Source organism: Stenotrophomonas sp. YJH_SMC_133, from assembly GCF_059370655.1.
In genome coordinates this window covers 46,119-64,368 of sequence record NZ_JCAFTW010000011.1, presented here as the reverse complement: position 1 = coordinate 64,368, position 18,250 = coordinate 46,119, and the positions used below count along the sequence as shown (strand labels likewise).

Here is an 18,250-nt window from a genome sequence, read left to right as displayed (position 1 = left end):
GCGCGCAGTGTAGCCGCACGGGCCTGTATCGGGTGTGGGCGTGGGTCAGCCTGGCGAGCCGGTGCGGATCACCACGTACTGCTTGCGGAACTCCAGCCCGGCCTGCGGCCAGCTGGCCGCGTAGGCGCGCAGCAGGGGCAGGGCGGCGGCGAAGTCGTGGCCGTTGACCCGGCAATCGGCCTCGCACAGGCCGTCGGCATCGCGCGAGGCGAACAGGCGGATGGCGAGGAATTGGCGGGCTTTCAGCAGCTCGTCGAAGGCCTCCATGCTGCGGGTGAACAGGCAGCAGGGGCAGGAGCCATGATCGTCTTCGCTGCAGGTGGAGGCATCCACTTCCTGTGCACGGTAGTGCGCCAACGGCCCCAGCACCACGGTGCGTTCGTGTTCCTCGCCATCGTCACCGGCCGGATAGGTCAGGCCCATCATCGGCAGGCCCTGTGCATCTTCGGCGCCGATCGCAGTCTGCAGGGTCGCCAGGTCTACCCGCACCCAGGTCTGGAAGCCGGACAACAGCGATGCCTGCTCATCGGCACCATTTGCGTGCTGGTACTCGAACAGGCCATCGGCGAACAACCGCGGATGCTGGCTTTCGATGACGGTGGAGGTCTGCCAACCACCGTTGTCGCGCGCGTGTGCGGCCATTGCATGCGGGGTCAGGCGCAGGCCGCTGTCCAGCAGCAGCGCGTTGCCGTCGACGTGGCTGGCGACGCCCGCGTCCTGAAGGACCTGCTGCAGCAGCGGGAGGAGAGCGGCGGAGGTCGTGGTCATGTCAGGCCTGTGGGGTGGATGGGGTGGAACATCCAGGCAGGGCCTGGGCATCTAGCGGTCGAGCGCGTCGAGTTCGGCGCGATATCGCTGCGCGTCGGATTGCTGCTGTGGATCGTTGCCGTGGTCGCGCAGCCAGCTTTCCAGCTCGCGGCGATAGTCCGCGCGGAACTCGGCATTGCCCGGGCTGAAATGCAGCTTGCGTGCCGCCACCTCCACCCGCTCGCGCGCGCTGGCCCGGGCCTGGGCGACGCCGTGCAGGGATTCATTGGTGAGGATGACGAAGTTGCGTGGGAAGCCCGGCGTGTACTTGACCACGAACGGCTGGTCGCGCGCCGGGATACGGATGGCGTTTTCCAGCGGCCACAGCGAAGCGGTGTTGGTGTGGAACACCACGTCCACGTCGCGGCCCTCGGCGGTACGCAGCACCCCTTCGTAGCGCCAGATGTACTGTTCGTTGAGCGTGGAGCTGGTTCGCTCGGCCTTGACGATCACCGCTTCACCACGCTCGCCCACCACGTTGAGGAAGGTGGCGTTGAGGAAGTGGCCGAGGAACATGTTGAGCATCGCCAGCGGGAACACCACGATGGCGTAGCCCGGAAAGCGCCGCCACCACGAGACCAGCCCGGCCAGCACCATCGCTGCAAAGAACGTCAGCAGCGGATGCTGCGAGATGAACCAGAACAGGACGGAGAGGGCGGTGATCATTGTCGATGGCGGGCGGGCGCCGTGCTGGCGCCCGCGCAGGTCCTCAGGCCGACCAGGTATCGCGCAGGGTCACGCTGCGGTTGAACACCGGCTTGGCTTCGGTGTGGTCGCGGCGGTCGGCGACGAAGTAGCCGGTACGTTCGAACTGGAACGACTGCTCCGGCGCGGCGCTGGCCGCGGCCGGCTCGACATAGCCGGTGACGGTGCGGCGCGATTCCGGATTGAGATAATCGCGGTAGGTCTTGCCTTCCGATTCATCATCCGGGTTCGGCACCGAGAACAGGCGGTCGTACAGGCGGATCTCGGCCGGCACGCCATGCACGGCGCTGACCCAGTGGATGGTGCCCTTGACCTTGCGGTTGGCGCCTTCCATGCCCGGACGCGATTCCGGATCCAGCCAGCCGCGCAGCTCGGTGATGGTGCCGCCGGCATCCTTGATCACTTCGTCGCAGCGGATGATGCCGGCGCCGCGCAGGCGCACTTCGCCACCCGGCACCAGACGCTTCCAGCCCTTCGGCGGCACTTCGGCGAAGTCCTCGCGGTCGATCCACACTTCACGTGCGAACGGCACTTCGCGGCTGCCGAAGCTCTCGTCCTTCGGGTGGTTGCTGAAGGTCAGCTGTTCTTCATGGCCCTCAGGCAGATTGGTCAGCACCAGCTTGACCGGATCGACCACTGCCATGCGGCGCGGCGCGGCGCTGTCCAGGTCTTCGCGCAGCGCGCCTTCCAGCACGCTGAAGTCGATCAGCGAATTCTGCTTGCTGATGCCCACGCGCTCGGCGAACAGGCGCATCGCGGCCGGGGTGTAGCCACGGCGACGCAGGCCCTGCAGGGTCGGCATGCGCGGGTCTTCCCAGCCGTCCACCAGCTGCTCGGTGACCAGCGCCATCAGCTTGCGCTTGCTCATCACCGTGTAGTTGATGTTCAGACGCGAGAACTCGATCTGGCGCGGCTTGGCGGCTTCGCGCGGCAGGCCGGCATCGACCAGCGGCTGGGTCAGCGCATCGTCATGGGCGAAATCGACGTTGTCCACGCACCAGTCGTACAGCGGGCGGTGGTCTTCGAACTCCAGCGTGCACAGCGAGTGGGTGATGCCCTCGATCGAATCACCCAGCGCGTGGGCGAAGTCGTACATCGGGTAGATCGGCCACGCGTTGCCGGTGTTCTGGTGCTCGACGTGCTTGATGCGGTACAGCGCCGGATCGCGCAGGTTGATGTTGCCGCTGGCCATGTCGATCTTCGCGCGCAGGGTGCGCGCGCCATCCGGGAACTCACCGGCACGCATGCGGCGGAACAGATCGAGGTTTTCCTCGACGCTGCGGTCGCGCCACGGCGACGGGCGGCCCGGTTCGGTCAGGGTGCCGCGGTAGGCGCGCACTTCCTCGGCCGACAGGTCGCAGACATAGGCCTTGCCCTGTTCGATCAGCTTCTCGGCGGCCAGGTAATAGGCCTGGAAGTAGTCCGAAGCATGGCGCAGCTCGTTCCACTCGAAGCCCAGCCAGCGCACGTCGTCCTGGATCGCGGCCACGTATTCCGGGTCTTCCTTGGCCGGGTTGGTGTCGTCGAAGCGCAGGTTGCAGACGCCGCTGAATTCGCCGGCGATGCCGAAGTTCAGGCAGATCGACTTGGCATGGCCGATGTGCAGGTAGCCGTTCGGCTCCGGCGGGAAGCGGGTCTTGATCGCCTGGTGCTTTCCGCTGGCCAGGTCCTCGCGCACGATCTGGCGGATGAAATCGCGCTTCTCGTGGCTGTCGGCGGGGGTCTCGGGGCTGGCGGGGGTGTGCTCGGACATGAGTCTGGGGCGAAAAAGGGCAGAAAGACCAACAGTCTAGCGCGTACGGGGCAGGGCTGCCCGGTGGGGTGTGGGGATGCCGGCCAGCGGCCGGCACTACCCAACTGCACGGCGATCCACATTCCGCCGGCCCGCTGCCGGCGCTACCGGAAGGTGGATGGGTAGTGCCGGCCGCTGGCCGGCAGAACGGTCATGCGCCGTCACCACCACCATTCAGCTTCCGGGCGTATGCTGGAACCCTGTCCCACGGAGCCGCCGCATGCACATCGTGTACAAGGCCGACAACCTGTTCGACGCCCACCTGGTCAAGCACGCGCTGGAAGATGCCGGCATCCCGGCCTTCGTGTTTGGCGAGCAGCTGCTGGGCGGCATGGGCGAGCTGCCGCTGTTCGGTGTGCTGCGGGTGGGAATCCCCGATGCGGCACGCCCGCAGGCCGAGGACATCGTGGCGGCGCTGGACTTGGGCCACGCGCCGGACGCCCCCATTTCAGATGCAGACGACATAGCCGGACTTCCGGCGTAGGAGCGCATCATGTTGGGAATTGGCCAGGGCATCCTCGGCATCGGCGCCTTCAAGCAGCGCCTGCCACGCCCGGAAGAGGCGCTGCCGGGGCGTGACCAGCCGCTGCCGCTGCACAGCAACCAGCACTTCGTGAACAGCCATCCGCTGAAGGACCGTTTTGCCGGCCTGCAGCAGATCCGTTTCGCGCTGGGCTGCTTCTGGGGCGCCGAGCGCAAGTTCTGGAGCGAACCGGGCGTGTACAGCACCTCGGTGGGCTATGCCGGGGGCATCACCCCGAACCCGACCTATGAAGAGGTCTGTTCGGGCCTGACCGGCCACACCGAAGTGGTGCAGGTGGTGTTCGACCCGGCGGTGGTGAGCCTGGAGCGCTTGTTGCAGCTGTTCTGGGAGAGCCACGACCCGACCCAGGGCATGCGCCAGGGCAACGACACCGGCACCCAGTACCGCTCGGCGATCCACACCACCGACGAAGCCCAGTACAAGGCCGCGCTGGCCAGCCGCGAGGCCTACCAGGCGCAGCTGGATGCGGCCGGCTACGCCCCGATCACCACCGAGATCGTGTACCCGGCACCGGCGTACTACTACGCCGAGGACTATCACCAGCAGTACCTGGCGAAGAATCCGAACGGCTACTGCGGCATCGGCGGCACCGGCGTGAGCTGCCCGATCGGGTTGGATGTGGAGGCGCCGCGCTGACGCGCGGTGGTCCGCCTGCGGCGGGCAACGTCAACGGCTGAAAGCCAAGGCCAAAGCCAAAGCCAAAGCCAAAGCCAAAGCCAAAGCCAAAGCCAAAGCCAAAGCCAAAGCCAAAGCCAAAGCCAAAGCCAAGCGGCTCTGGTTTGCTGTGAGTTTGGCGGGACGGGTGCAGATGGCGGGACACGCCGTAAACCCGTCCTTGGGGGCTCGGCCACGGCATCCATGCCGTGGACGGTCCCGCCATCTGCACCCGTCCCACCTTCGACAGTTTTCCGGTGACGGTGGGCGAGAGCATTGGTTACTGACGAACTGAAGAAAAACAAAAAGGACGCGGCGTTCGCCGCGTCCTTTTTGTTTGATCCTGCAGTGCTTTCTGTAGAGCTGAAGGCAGCGGCAGGAGCCGCTGCCAACGTCGCTTGCGCGACGGCCCGGAGGGTGCCGGTCAGGACGACCGGCATAGCCATGCTCGGCTCCGAGCAAGCGAAGCGCGCGACCCACTGTTGCTCTTCTTTCTTTCTTCCGTGGCGGGCGGCCGCAGGAAATTGTCAGAGGGCGGGCGGGTTGGGTTCGCGGGGGTGTCCGCGGCATGGATGCCGCGGCCAAGCCCCCATGGACGGGTTCACGGCGTCCCCCGCGAACCCAACCCGCCCGACCCAGCGCGGCTTTTGCTCTAGCAGTCAGTCGAGCAAGCTCGACTCTACCGACCCGCCACGAGGGGCTCAGCCGTTGGCCGGAATCACAGTGCCGCGCGGATCCGCTCGCGCAGTGCTTCCAGATCCTTGGCAAACGCCTCGATGCCGGTCGCCAGCTTCTCGGTGGCCATCGGATCGGCCGCCAGGTCCGCCGCGAACTTCGCCGCATCGATCGGGGTCACCGCCGCGCCGTCCGCTGCACCGGCCACCAGCTTGCGCGGCAGCTCGCCGTGGTCAGCGTCCAGCTTCTCCAGCAGGTCCGGAGAAATCGTCAGGCGGTCGCAGCCGGCCAGCGCTTCGATCTGCGCGGTCGAACGGAACGAGGCACCCATCACCACCGTCGGCGAACCGCGGCGCTTGAATTCGGCATACACGCCACGCACGAACTTCACGCCCGGGTCTTCGTCGATGGTGGCCGGGGTCTGGCCGTTGGCCACGTACCAATCGAGGATACGACCGACGAACGGCGAGATCAGGAACGCGCCGGCTTCGCTGCAGGCCAGCGCCTGGGTCGGGTTGAAGATCAGGGTCAGGTTGCAGTCGATGCCCTCGGCCTGCAGGATGCGCGCGGCTTCCACGCCTTCCCAGGTCGCGGCGATCTTGATCAGGATCTTCTCGCGCGGCACGCCGGCATCGGCGTACATCTGGATGAACTGGCGGGCCTTGGCCACGGTGGCGGCGGTGTCGTGGGCCTGGTCGGCGTCCACTTCGGTGGACACGCGGCCCGGCACCAGCGTGCTCAGCAGCGCGCCGACGCCGATGGTCAGGCGGTCGGCCACGGCGTGCACCACGGCTTCGCGGTCGCCACTCTGCTGGCGGCCCCAGGCCAGTTCGCGTTCGATCAGCTCGGCGTAGACCGGCAGGTCCAGCGCCTTCTTTACCAGGGTCGGATTGGTGGTGCAGTCCACCGGCTGCAGGCGCTTGATCGCCTCGTAGTCACCGGTATCGGCAACGACCACGGACAGTTCGCGCAGCTGGGACAGTTTGGACGGGGTACTCATTACGGCTCCTGGTGCAGGGGGATCGAATCGCGCGCGGTGCGCAGCGGTAATCAGGGGCGGTCGTTGTGGACCGCGGTCACGCGCAGGCGCAGCTTGCGGCCGCCGGGCGCGTTCCAGTCGATGCTCTGGCCGATCGAAAGGCCGAGCAGGGCACTGCCGACCGGGGCCAGCACGGAAACCTTGCCTTCATCGACGTTGGCTTCGCGGGGGAAGACCAGGGTCAGGACGTGCTTCTCGCCCGACACTTCATCTTCGCACTCCACGCGCGAATGCATCATGACGATGCCTTCGGGAATCTGGTCCGGTGCCAGCACGGTGGCCCGGTTGAGTTCTTCAGCAAGCGCGAGCGCGGCAGGCGTCTGGCTCAGCGCAGGGGATTCGAGCATGGCGTCCAGGCGGTCCATGTCGAAGGTGGAAACGGTGATCGACGGCGGCAGGCCGCTGGCGGTACTCATGGTGAAGCTCCTTGGTTGAAAGCCATGCAAAAGGCGGCACCTGCTGGCGCCGCCTGTCTGTATTGTGGGGACAAATGCGGCCGGAATCGACTCCTGCCGATTCCAGGCCGGTGCTGTGGGGGTTCAGCCGTTCAGGGCGGGGCCGGGCAGAGCAGTCGCTTCGCCGGTGGCATTCACCGCATCAAGGGTGAACAGCGCCTGCGGCAGGCGCTTGAACTGGTCGGCCAGTTCCATCAGGAAGTCGTTCATGGCCGAGCTGCGGCGCCAGATCATGGCGATGCGACGGCTGGGACGGCCCTCGCCGGTGAAGTCGAGCAGGCGGATGTTGTTCGATCGCGGCACCGGCGGCTGCACCGACAGGCTGGGCAGCAGGGTGATGCCGACGTCGGCGGCAACCATCTGCCGCAGCGTCTCCAGGCTGGTGGCGCGGAACTCGGACTTCTCGTTGGCGCCGAACAGGCGGCACACTTCCAGCGCCTGGTCGCGCAGGCAGTGGCCATCTTCCAGCAGCAGCAGCTTCTGCGTGGCCAGTTCCTGCACATCCAGGTGTTCGCGGCGGGCCAGCGGGTGGCGCCCGGACACCGCCAGCAGGAACGGTTCCTCGAACAGGAACTCGGCGTGCAGCTGGTCGTCGATTACCGGCAGCGCCAGCAGCGCGGCGTCCAGCTTGCCTTCGCGCAGGCGGTCCAGCAGCACATCGCTCTTTTCCTCGACCAGCAGCAGTTCCAGCTCCGGGAAGCGCTCGCGGATGCGTGGGATCACATGCGGCAGCAGGTACGGACCGAGGGTCGGGAAGATCCCCAGGCGCACCGTCCCGGCTTCCGGGTCGCGGCTGCGTCGCGCCGCTTCCTTCAGCTGCTCCACTTCGGACACGATCACCCGTGCCCGTGCCGCCGCTTCCTGGCCGGCCGGGGTCAGCATCACCTTGCGCGGTGCGCGTTCCACCAGCGGCAGGCCCAGTTCCTCTTCCAGCTTGCGGATCTGGGTGGACAGCGTGGGCTGGCTGACAAAGCAGGAGGCGGCAGCCCGGCCGAAATGCTTGTGGTCGGCCAGGGCTACCAGGTACTTCAGATCACGTAGGTTCATCCTTACACCCCAGGGGTAACGGACCGGCTGACGGCATGGTTACCCGACAGGCAGACAATGTTCCCGGTGATCTGGGAACGGTGGATCAGGCCGCTTCAGCAACGGCACCGCTGCTGTTGCTCACCGACGAGCGGATCAGGTGGTCGAACGCGCTCAGTGCGGCGGTCGAACCGGCGCCCATGGCAATGATGATCTGCTTGTAGGGTACCGTCGTGCAATCGCCAGCAGCGAACACACCCGGCAGGTTGGTCTGGCCGCGGTCGTCGATGACGACCTCGCCACGCGGCGACAGCGCCACCACATCCTTCAGCCACTCGGTGTTGGGCAGCAGGCCGATCTGCACGAAGATGCCTTCCAGCTCGACGCGGTGGGCGTCGCCGCCGACGCGGTCCTTGTAGACCAGGCCGGTGACACGGCTGCCGTCACCCAGCACTTCGGTGGTCTGTGCGCTGGTCAGCACGGTGACATTGGCCAGGCTGCGCAGCTTCTTCTGCAGCACTTCATCGGCGCGCAGGCTGGAATCGAACTCCAGCAGGGTTACATGCGACACGATGCCGGCCAGATCGATGGCCGCTTCCACGCCGGAGTTGCCGCCGCCGATCACCGCCACGCGCTTGCCCTTGAACAGCGGGCCATCGCAGTGCGGGCAGTAGGCCACGCCCTTGTTGCGGTACTGGTCTTCGCCCGGCACGTTCATCTGCCGCCAGCGCGCGCCGGTGGACAGGATCACCGAGCGCGACTTCAGCACCGCGCCGTTCTCCAGCTGCACCTGCACCAGGCCGTCTTCGCCGGCCGGCACCAGCGCACTGGCGCGCTGCAGGTTCATGATGTCCACCTCGTACTCGCGCACGTGCTGTTCCAGTGCCGTGGCCAGCTTCGGGCCTTCGGTCTCCTTCACCGAAATGAAGTTCTCGATCGCCATGGTGTCCAGCACCTGGCCGCCGAAACGCTCGGCGGCGATGCCGGTGCGGATGCCCTTGCGTGCGGCGTAGATCGCCGCTGCAGCACCGGCCGGGCCACCGCCCACCACCAGCACGTCGAAGGCGTCCTTGGCGGCGATCTTCTCGGCATCGCGCTTGCTGGCATTGGTGTCCAGCTTGGCCACGATCTGCTCGAGGGTCATGCGGCCCTGGTCGAACACTTCGCCGTTGAGGTACACGGTCGGCACCGACATGATCTCGCGCTTCTCGACTTCGTCCTGGAACAGGGCACCGTCGATGGCCACGTGCTGGATGCGCGGGTTGAGCACCGCCGCCAGGTTCAGCGCCTGCACCACGTCCGGGCAGTTCTGGCAGGACAGCGAGAAGTAGGTTTCGAACCTGTACTCGCCTTCCAGGTTCTGCACCTGCTCGATCAGCTCGGCGGTGGCCTTGGACGGATGACCGCCCACCTGCAGCAGCGCCAGCACCAGCGAGGTGAACTCATGGCCCATCGGCAGGCCGGCGAAGGTCAGATGGATGTCCTGGCCCGGGGTGCCCAGGTCGAAGGACGGCACGCGGCCCTGGCCATCGCGCAGCACCTGCAGCGAGATCTTGTCCGACAGGCTTTCCAGGGTCTGCAGCAGTTCCAGCATCTCCTGCGACTTGGCGCCGTCGTCGGCGTGCGCAGTGATCTGGATCGGGCGGGTCACGCGCTCCAGATAGGTCTTCAGCTGCGACTGCAGGTTGGCGTCCAACATCGGTCTTCTCCTGGCTTCAGGCAAACAGGGGGCGTGGCACCGCTGTACAAGGTAGCGGACCAGCTGGGGGTAGGGGTGAACCCAAGACAGCGACCGTGGAAGGGGCTGGCTGGCCAAGGCGGGCGAGCGTTGGCTGTCTTGGGTTCACCCCCACGCCGGTAGGGCACCGGCATGGGGATGAAGGGCGCGACGTGGCGTGGGGCCACGGCAGGCGGGTACTGCGTTAGATCTTGCCGACCAGGTCCAGCGACGGGGTCAGGGTCTTCTCACCTTCCTTCCACTTGGCCGGGCACACCTGGTTCGGGTTGGCGGCGGTGAACTGGGCAGCCTTCAGCTTGCGCAGGGTCTCGGAAACGTCACGGGCGATCTCGTTGGAGTGGATCTCCAGGGTCTTGATCACGCCTTCCGGGTTGATGATGAAGGTGCCGCGCAGCGCCAGGCCTTCTTCCGGAATGTGCACGCCGAAGGCGTTGGTCAGCTGGTGGGTCGGGTCGCCGACCAGCGGGAACTGGGCCTTGCCGACGGCCGGCGAGGTTTCGTGCCACACCTTGTGCGAGAAGTGGGTATCGGTGGTGACGATGTAGACCTCGGCGCCAGCCTTCTTGAACTCGGCGTAATGGTCAGCCGCGTCTTCGATCTCGGTCGGGCAGTTGAAGGTGAAGGCGGCCGGCATGAAGATCAGGACGGACCACTGGCCCTTCAGGCTGGCGTCGGAAACCTTGATGAACTCGCCATTGTGGTAAGCGTTGGCTTCGAACGGCTGGATCTGGGTGTTGATCAGGGACATCGTTTTTCCTCTGGTGAAGGGGAGTGGGTGAATCGACAGGAGCTAGGTTACCGACTCACTGGCGATAAGAACAATCCATTGATTGCATCTATTTGATAGATGTAGTCTATCATTTGGTCATGAGCAGGCACTGAACCCTGCCGCTCCCATCCTGCAACTGGCTGTGTGACAAGGGAAATCTCCCGGAGGCGCGGAAAGGGGCCGATAGCCCCTCCTTATTCCCTCCGGCAGAACCTGAACGGATTGCAGCTTTTTGCAGTGTCGAGCCACGCTCGACTGCGGCTCTACAATTGCGGCATGTCTTTCCAAACCGAACCCTCCCTGCGCCAGACCGTGGCTGAGGCCAGTGCCCGTCTCGGCGGCATCGAGGCCCGCCACGAGGCTGAACTGCTGCTGCTGCACGTACTGGACCGCCCGCGCAGCTGGCTGTTCGCCCACGCCACCGATCCGCTGGCCGCCAATGACCAGGCCGCCTTCGAGGCGTTGCTGGCCCGCCGCGTGGCCGGTGAGCCGGTGGCCTACCTGACCGGCCGTCGCGGATTCTGGACGCTGGACCTGGAGGTCGACCCGGCCACGCTGATCCCGCGTCCGGAAACCGAGCTGCTGGTCGAGCTGGCGCTGGAGCGCCTGCCGCCAGACCAGTCGCTGCAGCTGGCCGACCTGGGCACCGGCAGTGGTGCGATTGCACTGGCACTGGCCAGCGAACGGCCGCAGGCGCAGGTGCTGGCCACCGACGCCAGCCCGGGCGCGCTGGCCGTGGCCGCGCGCAATGCCGCCCGCCATGATCTGCGCAACGTCCGCTTCGCTGAAGGCGGGCACGACTGGTATGCACCGCTGCAGGGCGCGCGTTTTGATCTGATTGCCAGCAACCCGCCGTACATCGCCAGCGACGATCCGCATCTGGAGCGGGGTGACCTGCGCTTCGAGCCGGCCACCGCACTGGCCTCGGGTCCGGATGGCCTGGACGACATCCGCCGCATCGTCGACGGTGGCCAGGCCCACCTGCTGCCCGGCGGCTGGCTGCTGATCGAGCACGGTTGGGACCAGGGCGAGGCGATCCGCGCGCTGTTCGACGCGGCGGGGTTTGCCGAGGTGCAGACCGTGCAGGATCTGGAGCAGCGCGACCGCATCACCCTGGGCCGGCGTCCGGCCTAGAATGGAGGTTCTCCTGCCACGGCAGGGCATCACCCTGGAGCTGCAAGCATGCGTACGCTGTACCCCGCCATCACCCCCTATGACGTCGGCACCCTGAAGGTCGACGACCGCCACACGCTGTACTTCGAGCAGTGCGGCAACCCGGACGGCAAGCCGGTGGTGATGCTGCACGGTGGCCCGGGCGGTGGCTGCAGCGACAAGATGCGCCAGTTCCACGACCCGTCCAAGTACCGCATCATCCTGTTCGACCAGCGCGGTGCCGGCCGTTCCACCCCGCACGCCGACCTGGTGGACAACACCACCTGGGACCTTGTTGCCGATATCGAGAAGCTGCGCGAACACCTCAAGGTCGATCGCTGGCAGGTGTTCGGTGGCAGCTGGGGTTCGACCCTGGCGCTGGCCTATGCCGAAACCCATCCGCAGCGCGTGACCGAACTGGTCCTGCGCGGCATCTTCATGCTGCGCCGCTGGGAGCTGGAATGGTTCTACCAGGAAGGCGCCAACCGCCTGTTCCCGGATGCGTGGGAGCACTACCTCAAGCCGATCCCGTCGGTGGAGCGCCATGACCTGATCTCGGCCTTCCACCGCCGCCTGACCAGCGACGACGAAGCCACCCGCCTGGAAGCGGCCAAGGCGTGGGCGGTGTGGGAAGGCGCGACCAGCTTCCTGCATGTCGATGATGACTTCATCAACAGCCACGAAGACCCGCACTTCGCACTGGCTTTTGCCCGCATCGAGAACCACTACTTCGTCAACGGCGGCTTCTTCGAGGTGGAAGACCAGCTGCTGCGCGACGCGCACCGCATCGCCGATATTCCCGGCGTGATCGTGCACGGCCGCTACGACGTGGTCTGCCCGCTGGCCAACGCCTGGGACCTGACCAAGGTCTGGCCGAAGGCGAAGCTGGAAATCACCCCGGCCTCGGGCCATTCGGCGTTCGAGGCCGAGAACGTGGACGCGCTGGTACGCGCTACCGATAGCTTCGCCTGATCGGTAGTGCCGGCCGCTGGCCGGCAACGCCTCATCGGTAGCGCCGGACGATGCCCGGCGCTACCAACCCTCATCCACGCATGGCGTGGATCTACCACAACCTGGTAGTGCCGGCCGCTGGCCGGCAACGCCGCACCGGTAGCGCCGGGCCATGCGCGGCGCTATCAACCCTCGTCCACGCATGGCGTGGATCGACCACAGCCTGGTAGTGCCGGCCGCTGGCCGGCAACGCCGCACCGGTTGCGCCGGGCCATGCGCGGCGCTACCAACCCTCGTCCACGCGTGGCGCGGATCTACCACAGCCTGGTAGTGCCGGCCGCTGGCCGGCAAACCTGAAACGGGTGGATTCCTGCAGGCGCCGGCCAGCGGCCGGCGCTACCAATCCCCGGCCAGCAATGCGTCGGCCAGCACCTGCAGCTTCGGCGAATGCTGGCGCGACGGTGGGTAGATCAGTGACAGCGCGCGGCTGCGGCCCTCGAACGGCTGCAGCACGCGCTGAAGGCGGCCGTCGGCCAAGGCATCGGCCACCGCGAAATCCATCACCTGCACGATGCCGATGCCGGCGATGGCCGCTTCCACCAGCGGATCGCCGCTGTCGAACACCATCCGCGTCGGCGGCGTGAACTCGCGCAGTTGCCCGTCCTGCAGGAACTGCCAGTCCACCAGCCGGCCACTGCGCAGGTTGCGCACCGCCAGGCAGGCGTGATCCCGCAGCGCGGCCACATCGTCCGGTGCGCCACAGCGGGCCAGATACGCGGGGCTGGCCACCGTCACCCAGCGCAGCGGCCGCAATGGCCGCGCGACGATGCGCTGGTCGGCGATGACGCCGGTGCGCAGCGCGGCATCGAAGCCTTCCTCGACCAGATCGACCAAGCGGTCACTGAGCACGGCTTCCACCTGCAGTTGCGGATGCTGTTCCAGTAATGGCGCCAGCATCGGCACCAGCACCTTGCGCCCGAACATCGACGGCGCACTGATCTTCAACGTACCCGAGGGCGTGCACGGGCGGTCGGCCAGTTGCCGCTCGGCATCGTCGAGGCCGGCCAGCAGCGGTGCCACCTGTTCCACGAACTGGCGGCCATCCGGGGTCAACGCCACGTTGCGGGTGTTCCGCTGCAGCAGCTTTACCCCCAGCGTGGCTTCCAGCCGCCCGATCGCGCGCGACAGGCCGGACTGGCTCAGGCCCAGCTGCCCGGCAGCGACGGTGAAGCTGCGTGCCTCGGCCACCTGCACCAGCATGCGCACCGCATTGAGGTCCAACGAGGATCCATTCATGCCGAAAATCATGACAGATATGGTCGGGCAGGGGTTTATTGATTGGCCCGCATCAATGAGACTGCGTTCCCCCACCGATCCACCGCCGCCGATGCCCCCTCTCAAGTACCCACGCTGGGCGCTGACCCTGCTGGCCACCGCGCAGCTGATCATCGCCCTGGACGCCACCATCATCTTCGTCGCCCTCCATGACATGGGCCGCGCGCTGCAGATCAACGCGCAGCAGCTGCAGTGGGTGGTCAGTGCCTACACCGTGGCGTTCGGTGGCAGCCTGCTGCTGGGTGGTCGCGCCGCCGACCTGATCGGCCGTCGCCGTTTCTACCGGCTGGGCATGCTGCTGTTCGCACTGGCGTCGCTGCTCGGTGCGTTGGCGCCGAATGCCACCTTGTTGATCATCGCGCGCGCCGCGCAGGGCGTCGGTGCGGCCCTGCTGTTCCCCGCCACGCTGGCACTGATCAACACGCTGTACGCCGAAGGCCCGGTGCGCAACCGCGCGCTGGCGATCTGGAGCATGGCCAGCGCGGTGGGCCTGGCGCTGGGCACGCTGCTGGGTGGCGTGCTGACCCAGGCGTTCGGCTGGCCGGCGGTGCTGGCGGTGATCGTGCCGCTGGCCACGGCGTGCGCGGTCGCAGCCGGTGCGTGGTTGCCGTCCGATGGTCCAAGGGTGCGCGGCCGCTCCTTCGATCTGGCCGGTTGTCTGACCGTCACCGCCGGCGGCAGCCTGCTGGTCACTACCCTGGTGCAAGGGCCGGAGTGGGGCTGGACGGCACCGGCCACGCTGATCTGCCTGCTGCTTTCAGCCGTGCTGTTGACGGTGTTCGTACAGATCGAAAAACGCAGCCGTGACCCGCTGATGCAGTTTTCGCTGTTGCGCCTGTCGGGCCTGCGCGCGGCACTCGGCCTGACCTTCGCCTTCATGAGCAGCTATGGCGTGCAGTACTACTTCCTGGCGCTCTACTTCCAGGATGGCTATGGCTGGAGCCCGCTGCAGGCCGGCATGGCCTTCCTGCTGCCGACGTTGGTGTGCACCTTCGGCATCCGTATTGCCGAACGCATGCTGCGGCGCCGTTCGCCAAGGCAGGTACTGGCCTGGGGCTTCGCCGCCGGTGCCATCGGCATTGCCGCGGTGGCGCTGGCGATGCCGCACGGTGCCAGCTACTGGCCGCTGCTGCCGGGCATCGTGGTGCTCAGCATCGGCCAGGGCATGAGCTGGACGGCGATGTGGATCGTGGCCGGGCAGGGAGTGCCGGCCGCACAGCAGGGCGTCGCGTCCGGCATGGCGGCCACCGCCCAGCAGATCGGCGGCGCGTTGGGACTGGCGGTGCTGGTGATGGTGGCCAACGCCGCGCGCGGCACGCAGGCCGCAACCAGTGCCGACGCCCTGCAAGGCATGGTCAATGCACAGTACGGCGCCGCGTTGTTCGCCGCGCTCGGCGTGGTGATCGCGCTGGGCCTACGCCCGGCGCCGGTCGAATCGGCCGCCACCGTCTGCCCGGTCAGCGATGCATGATTGAAGGCGCTGCCGTGGGTGGATGTGCCACGCCTGCGGTGGTGCCGGCCGCTGGCCGGCAACCTCGGGGTGGTTGGATCATTGAGGTTGCCGGCCAGCGGCCGGCACTACCGATCCGGAATGGATCCACGCGCGTTCAACCGAACGCCAGCAACTGCGGCTGCAATGCGCTGAAGATCCGCGCCAGCCGCTCCGCCCACGCCTGCTGCCCAGCCACATCGGCAATCAGGTCCTGGCGGATTTCCAGTTCCACGTGCACCAGCCCGCGGCCTTCGCCATGCACCGGCACTGCGTAGTCGCTGGTGCTGCTCACCGAATACGGTTCATTGTCACCAACCACCAGGTCGCCTTCCTCGCGCAGTGCCTGCAGCAAGGCATGGGCGAAGCGCGTGTCCTGGTGGTACAGCACGCCGGCATGCCACGGTCGCTGCGCGCCGTTCATCGCCGGAGTGAAGCTGTGCATCATCACCAGCAGGGTGGGGCGGCCGGCATCTCGGCGCGCATCCAGTTCCGCGTCGATGCGCGCGTGGTAGGGCGCGTGGATCGCATCGATACGCTGCTGCCGCTGTGCCGCCGACAGCCCGGCATTGCCCGGCACCACGGTGTGGTCGCTCACCTCCGGAATCAGCGTCGGCGAGGCCAGCGGGCGGTTGCAGTCGATCAGCAGCCGCGAATAGGTCTGTTCGATGGCCCAGGCATCCAGCCGTTCGGCCAGTGCGCGGGTGGTGCCGGCAATGCCGATGTCCCAGCCGATATGGCGGTCCAGTTCGGCCTGCGGCAAGCCCAGGCCTGCGAGGGCACGCGGCACCTGCTGGCCGGCATGATCGGCCAGCATCAGGTACGGCGAGGCACCCTGAGGCCGGTGGATCGTATGGATCGCCGGGTCGTCGGCGCCGAGCAGCGCCGGCAGCGCGTGCAGGTCGGCGTCAGCCACGCGGGCGTCCGTCCAGGTGATGCTCGATCATCCACAGCCCGGCCCAGAGCTTGGCGTCCAGCTCGTAGCCTTCGCCCATCTTCTGCACCAGCCAGGCCGCTGCCTCACTGCGCGGAATCTCGTGCACGATGATGTCTTCGCTGTCGTCACCACCGCCCTCGCCAACGCGGCGCAGGCCGGTAGCGCGCACGAAAGCGATCTTCTCGCTGCTGGCGCCGGAAGAGGTCGGGCCGATCAGCAGCACTTCGGCGTGATCGGCGGTCCAGCCGGTTTCTTCTTCCAGTTCGCGCACGGCCGAGACTTCGATCGATTCGCCGGCGTGGATGTCGCCGACCAGGCCGGCCGGCATCTCGATGGTGGGTGCCTGCAGCGGCACGCGGAACTGCTCTACGAACAGCACGTTGTCCTCGGGGGTGACGGCGATGATGATCGCGGCCAGGCCACCGGCGTGGGTACGTTCGCTGTATTCCCAGGTGCCGCGCACCAGCATGCGCTGGTACTTGCCTTCATAGACGACACGCGGGGCTTCGGTGTTGCGCTGGCTCATGCGGGCTCGCTGTGGGTGGGAAGAATATCGGGCACGCCGGCGGCATCGAACAGCCGGCGGCGGGTCATCGGGCCGAAGCGCAGGGTCTGGCACAGGCCGCCGAGCAGCTCGGGATCGGCCGCCTGGCGCAACAGGCCGGGCTGGCTGCCTTCCAGTGGCGCGTCCAGCGCGATGGTGGTCAGCTGGCGCCAGAGCTGGGCGTGCTCGCGCTGCTCGCGCAGGCGCACCGCCATCTGGGCGGCGCCGCGCAGGCGCAGGAACGGCACTTCGTCCAGGCGTTCGTACAGCGCATCCATGCTGCCGAAATGGGCCAGCAGCACGGCGGCGGACTTGCTGCCGACGCCACTGATGCCGGGAATGTTGTCCACCGCATCGCCGCATAGCGCCAGGTAGTCGGCGATCTGGTGCGCGTGCACGCCGTGCCGCGCCTTCACTCCGGCCACGTTCCAGCGCTGGTTGCGTGCGTAGTCCCACTGCTCGTCGTGATCCAGCAGCAGCTGCGACAGGTCCTTGTCGGCGGAGATGATCACGCCGCGGTGGCTGCCACGATGCACATGCAGGGCGCTTCCGATCAGGTCGTCAGCCTCGTATTCATGGTGGGCCAGAACGGCGAGGCCCAATGCTGCGCACAGCGCCTTGCAGTGCACGAACTGGCGCTTGAGCGCCTCCGGCGCCGGGTCGCGGTTGGCCTTGTAGGCGGGGTACAGGCGGTGGCGGAAGCCACTGTCCAGCGCTTCGTCGAAGGCGATGGCGATGTGACGCGGGCGTTCGCGCTCGAGCAGGTCCAGCAGGAAGCGGGCGAAGCCGTGCACGGCATTGGTCGGCCAGCCCTGCGCGTCCTGGTACTGGTCGGGCAGGGAGTGCCACGCGCGGAACACATAGATGCTGGCGTCGACCAGGTACAGCGACGGCGGTGGTACCGGCAGGGTCATGCCGGAGGCGTCCAGTCGCGCAGCAGGGTGGCAGGGTCCGGACGCTCGCGCTCGGGCACAGCGGCCTTCGGCGTGCCGATATGGATGAAACCGGCGATGCCTTCGCCCTCGGCCAGGCCCAGGTAGGCGTGCACGGCGGGGTCGAAGGCCATCCAGGCGGTCAGCCACTGCGCGCCGAAGCCCAGCGCCTGTGCGGCCTGCAGCAGGGCGAAGCAGACGCAGCCGGCGGTCATCAGCTGCTCCTGCTCGGGGACCTTCGGGTCCGGGCGCGGGCTGGCCACCACCACGATCACCAGCGGCGCATGGCTGAAACGCTGGCGATCCTTCTCGAACACGGCCTCGCCCGCATGCGGGTCGCGTTGGCGGCTGCGCTCGGCCAGGAAGTCGCCCAGAGTGTGACGTGCATCGCCGGCGATCTTCAGGAAGCGGAACGGTACGCGCTTGCCGTGATCGGGCACGCGCACTGCCGAAGCCAGCATCCGCTGCAGGGTGGCCGGGTCCGGGCCGGGCTCGGCCAGTTGCCGCGAAGGCACAGAGCGGCGGGCATCCAAGGCGAGCAGAGCGGCGGGGTCGGGCATGGAGTCTGAACCGGTCATCACGAAGGTTTGATTATAGTCGGGGTGGTCAAAGACACCGTCTGTGTCGCGTCTGGCCTTTGAATACCAAATTGTGATGAACGTCATGCCACTGGCGGGAAACGGGCGGCCGCTTCCCCTCGCCTCGC

Annotated in this window: 18 protein-coding genes; 5 read left to right on the top strand and 13 right to left on the bottom strand. The window is 67.2% G+C overall.

All coding sequences use genetic code 11. The annotated features are described in order from the left end of the window. Nucleotides 1–45: 45 nt before the first annotated feature. The 3 genes from AC5P78_RS16210 to AC5P78_RS16200 are packed head-to-tail and all read right to left on the bottom strand — an operon-like array spanning nt 46 to nt 3,265. Nucleotides 46–768, bottom strand: a complete 723-nt coding sequence (locus AC5P78_RS16210; protein WP_043035678.1) for a DUF6348 family protein — start codon at nt 766–768, stop codon at nt 46–48. Between the two features lie 51 nt (nt 769–819). Further along, a complete protein-coding gene (locus AC5P78_RS16205) occupies nt 820–1,473 on the bottom strand; it encodes a hypothetical protein (RefSeq protein ID WP_183153782.1) in 654 nt (217 codons plus the stop codon). 43 nt (nt 1,474–1,516) lie between these two features. Then, nucleotides 1,517–3,265 carry a glutamine--tRNA ligase/YqeY domain fusion protein gene (locus AC5P78_RS16200; protein WP_049450144.1) on the bottom strand — a complete coding sequence of 583 codons (1,749 nt, stop codon included), beginning with the start codon at nt 3,263–3,265 and terminating at the stop codon, nt 1,517–1,519. Between the two features lie 259 nt (nt 3,266–3,524). Here AC5P78_RS16200 and AC5P78_RS16195 point away from each other — a divergent pair, with 259 nt between their 5' ends. Next, nucleotides 3,525–3,788: a putative signal transducing protein gene (locus tag AC5P78_RS16195; protein WP_005408153.1), complete on the top strand. Its 264-nt coding sequence runs from the start codon at nt 3,525–3,527 to the stop codon at nt 3,786–3,788. Between the two features lie 30 nt (nt 3,789–3,818). Then, nucleotides 3,819–4,484: a peptide-methionine (S)-S-oxide reductase MsrA gene (msrA, locus tag AC5P78_RS16190; protein WP_049395825.1), complete on the top strand. Its 666-nt coding sequence runs from the start codon at nt 3,819–3,821 to the stop codon at nt 4,482–4,484. A 736-nt stretch (nt 4,485–5,220) separates the two neighbouring features. On the opposite strand, the gene AC5P78_RS16185 is transcribed toward msrA, so the two are convergent. The 5 genes from AC5P78_RS16185 to ahpC all read right to left on the bottom strand — a co-directional run bounded on the left by AC5P78_RS16185 (nt 5,221) and on the right by ahpC (nt 10,183). Then, on the bottom strand, nt 5,221–6,177 hold the full coding sequence (locus tag AC5P78_RS16185; RefSeq protein ID WP_005408155.1) for a transaldolase: 957 nt from the start codon (nt 6,175–6,177) through the stop codon (nt 5,221–5,223). Between the two features lie 50 nt (nt 6,178–6,227). Next, nucleotides 6,228–6,632: a nucleoside diphosphate kinase regulator gene (gene rnk / locus AC5P78_RS16180; RefSeq protein ID WP_005408156.1), complete on the bottom strand. Its 405-nt coding sequence runs from the start codon at nt 6,630–6,632 to the stop codon at nt 6,228–6,230. A gap of 123 nt (nt 6,633–6,755) precedes the next feature. Continuing rightward, complete coding sequence (locus tag AC5P78_RS16175) at nt 6,756–7,718, bottom strand: LysR substrate-binding domain-containing protein (RefSeq protein WP_005412310.1); 963 nt, start codon at nt 7,716–7,718, stop codon at nt 6,756–6,758. Between the two features lie 85 nt (nt 7,719–7,803). Then, on the bottom strand, nt 7,804–9,396 hold the full coding sequence (gene ahpF / locus AC5P78_RS16170; protein ID WP_005408158.1) for an alkyl hydroperoxide reductase subunit F: 1,593 nt from the start codon (nt 9,394–9,396) through the stop codon (nt 7,804–7,806). A 223-nt stretch (nt 9,397–9,619) separates the two neighbouring features. Further along, the gene (ahpC, locus tag AC5P78_RS16165; protein ID WP_005408159.1) at nt 9,620–10,183 is read right to left on the bottom strand and encodes an alkyl hydroperoxide reductase subunit C; all 564 of its coding nucleotides are present in this window, start codon (nt 10,181–10,183) and stop codon (nt 9,620–9,622) included. Nucleotides 10,184–10,480: 297 nt separating this feature from the next. Here ahpC and prmC point away from each other — a divergent pair, with 297 nt between their 5' ends. Together prmC and pip are read left to right on the top strand one after the other, a co-directional pair. Next, complete coding sequence (gene prmC, locus AC5P78_RS16160; RefSeq protein ID WP_005408160.1) at nt 10,481–11,338, top strand: peptide chain release factor N(5)-glutamine methyltransferase; 858 nt, start codon at nt 10,481–10,483, stop codon at nt 11,336–11,338. 48 nt (nt 11,339–11,386) lie between these two features. Then, entirely contained in the window at nt 11,387–12,328 is a 942-nt protein-coding gene (gene pip, locus AC5P78_RS16155; RefSeq protein ID WP_005408161.1) for a prolyl aminopeptidase, read from the top strand. 375 nt (nt 12,329–12,703) lie between these two features. Here pip and AC5P78_RS16150 read toward each other — a convergent pair whose 3' ends face one another. Continuing rightward, nucleotides 12,704–13,603, bottom strand: a complete 900-nt coding sequence (locus AC5P78_RS16150) for a LysR family transcriptional regulator (protein ID WP_224481821.1) — start codon at nt 13,601–13,603, stop codon at nt 12,704–12,706. A 91-nt stretch (nt 13,604–13,694) separates the two neighbouring features. Between AC5P78_RS16150 and AC5P78_RS16145 the strand changes: the two genes are divergently transcribed. After that, a complete protein-coding gene (locus AC5P78_RS16145) occupies nt 13,695–15,113 on the top strand; it encodes an MFS transporter (protein WP_088610979.1) in 1,419 nt (472 codons plus the stop codon). Between the two features lie 136 nt (nt 15,114–15,249). Here AC5P78_RS16145 and AC5P78_RS16140 read toward each other — a convergent pair whose 3' ends face one another. Genes AC5P78_RS16140 through AC5P78_RS16125 form a run of 4 tightly spaced genes read right to left on the bottom strand, consistent with a single transcriptional unit; the run spans nt 15,250 to nt 18,104 of the window. Further along, nucleotides 15,250–16,047 (bottom strand): N-formylglutamate amidohydrolase, encoded by a 798-nt coding sequence (locus AC5P78_RS16140; RefSeq protein ID WP_062607744.1) that lies wholly within the window; start codon nt 16,045–16,047, stop codon nt 15,250–15,252. Further along, a complete protein-coding gene (locus AC5P78_RS16135) occupies nt 16,040–16,594 on the bottom strand; it encodes an NUDIX hydrolase (RefSeq protein ID WP_062607743.1) in 555 nt (184 codons plus the stop codon). Before AC5P78_RS16135 ends, AC5P78_RS16140 begins: the two co-directional genes overlap by 8 nt. Next, a complete protein-coding gene (locus AC5P78_RS16130; protein ID WP_495217298.1) occupies nt 16,591–17,526 on the bottom strand; it encodes a 5'-3' exonuclease in 936 nt (311 codons plus the stop codon). The genes AC5P78_RS16135 and AC5P78_RS16130 overlap by 4 nt, the downstream gene beginning before the upstream one ends. Next, on the bottom strand, nt 17,523–18,104 hold the full coding sequence (locus AC5P78_RS16125) for a nitroreductase family protein (protein WP_005412319.1): 582 nt from the start codon (nt 18,102–18,104) through the stop codon (nt 17,523–17,525). Before AC5P78_RS16125 ends, AC5P78_RS16130 begins: the two co-directional genes overlap by 4 nt. Nucleotides 18,105–18,250 lie beyond the last annotated feature (146 nt).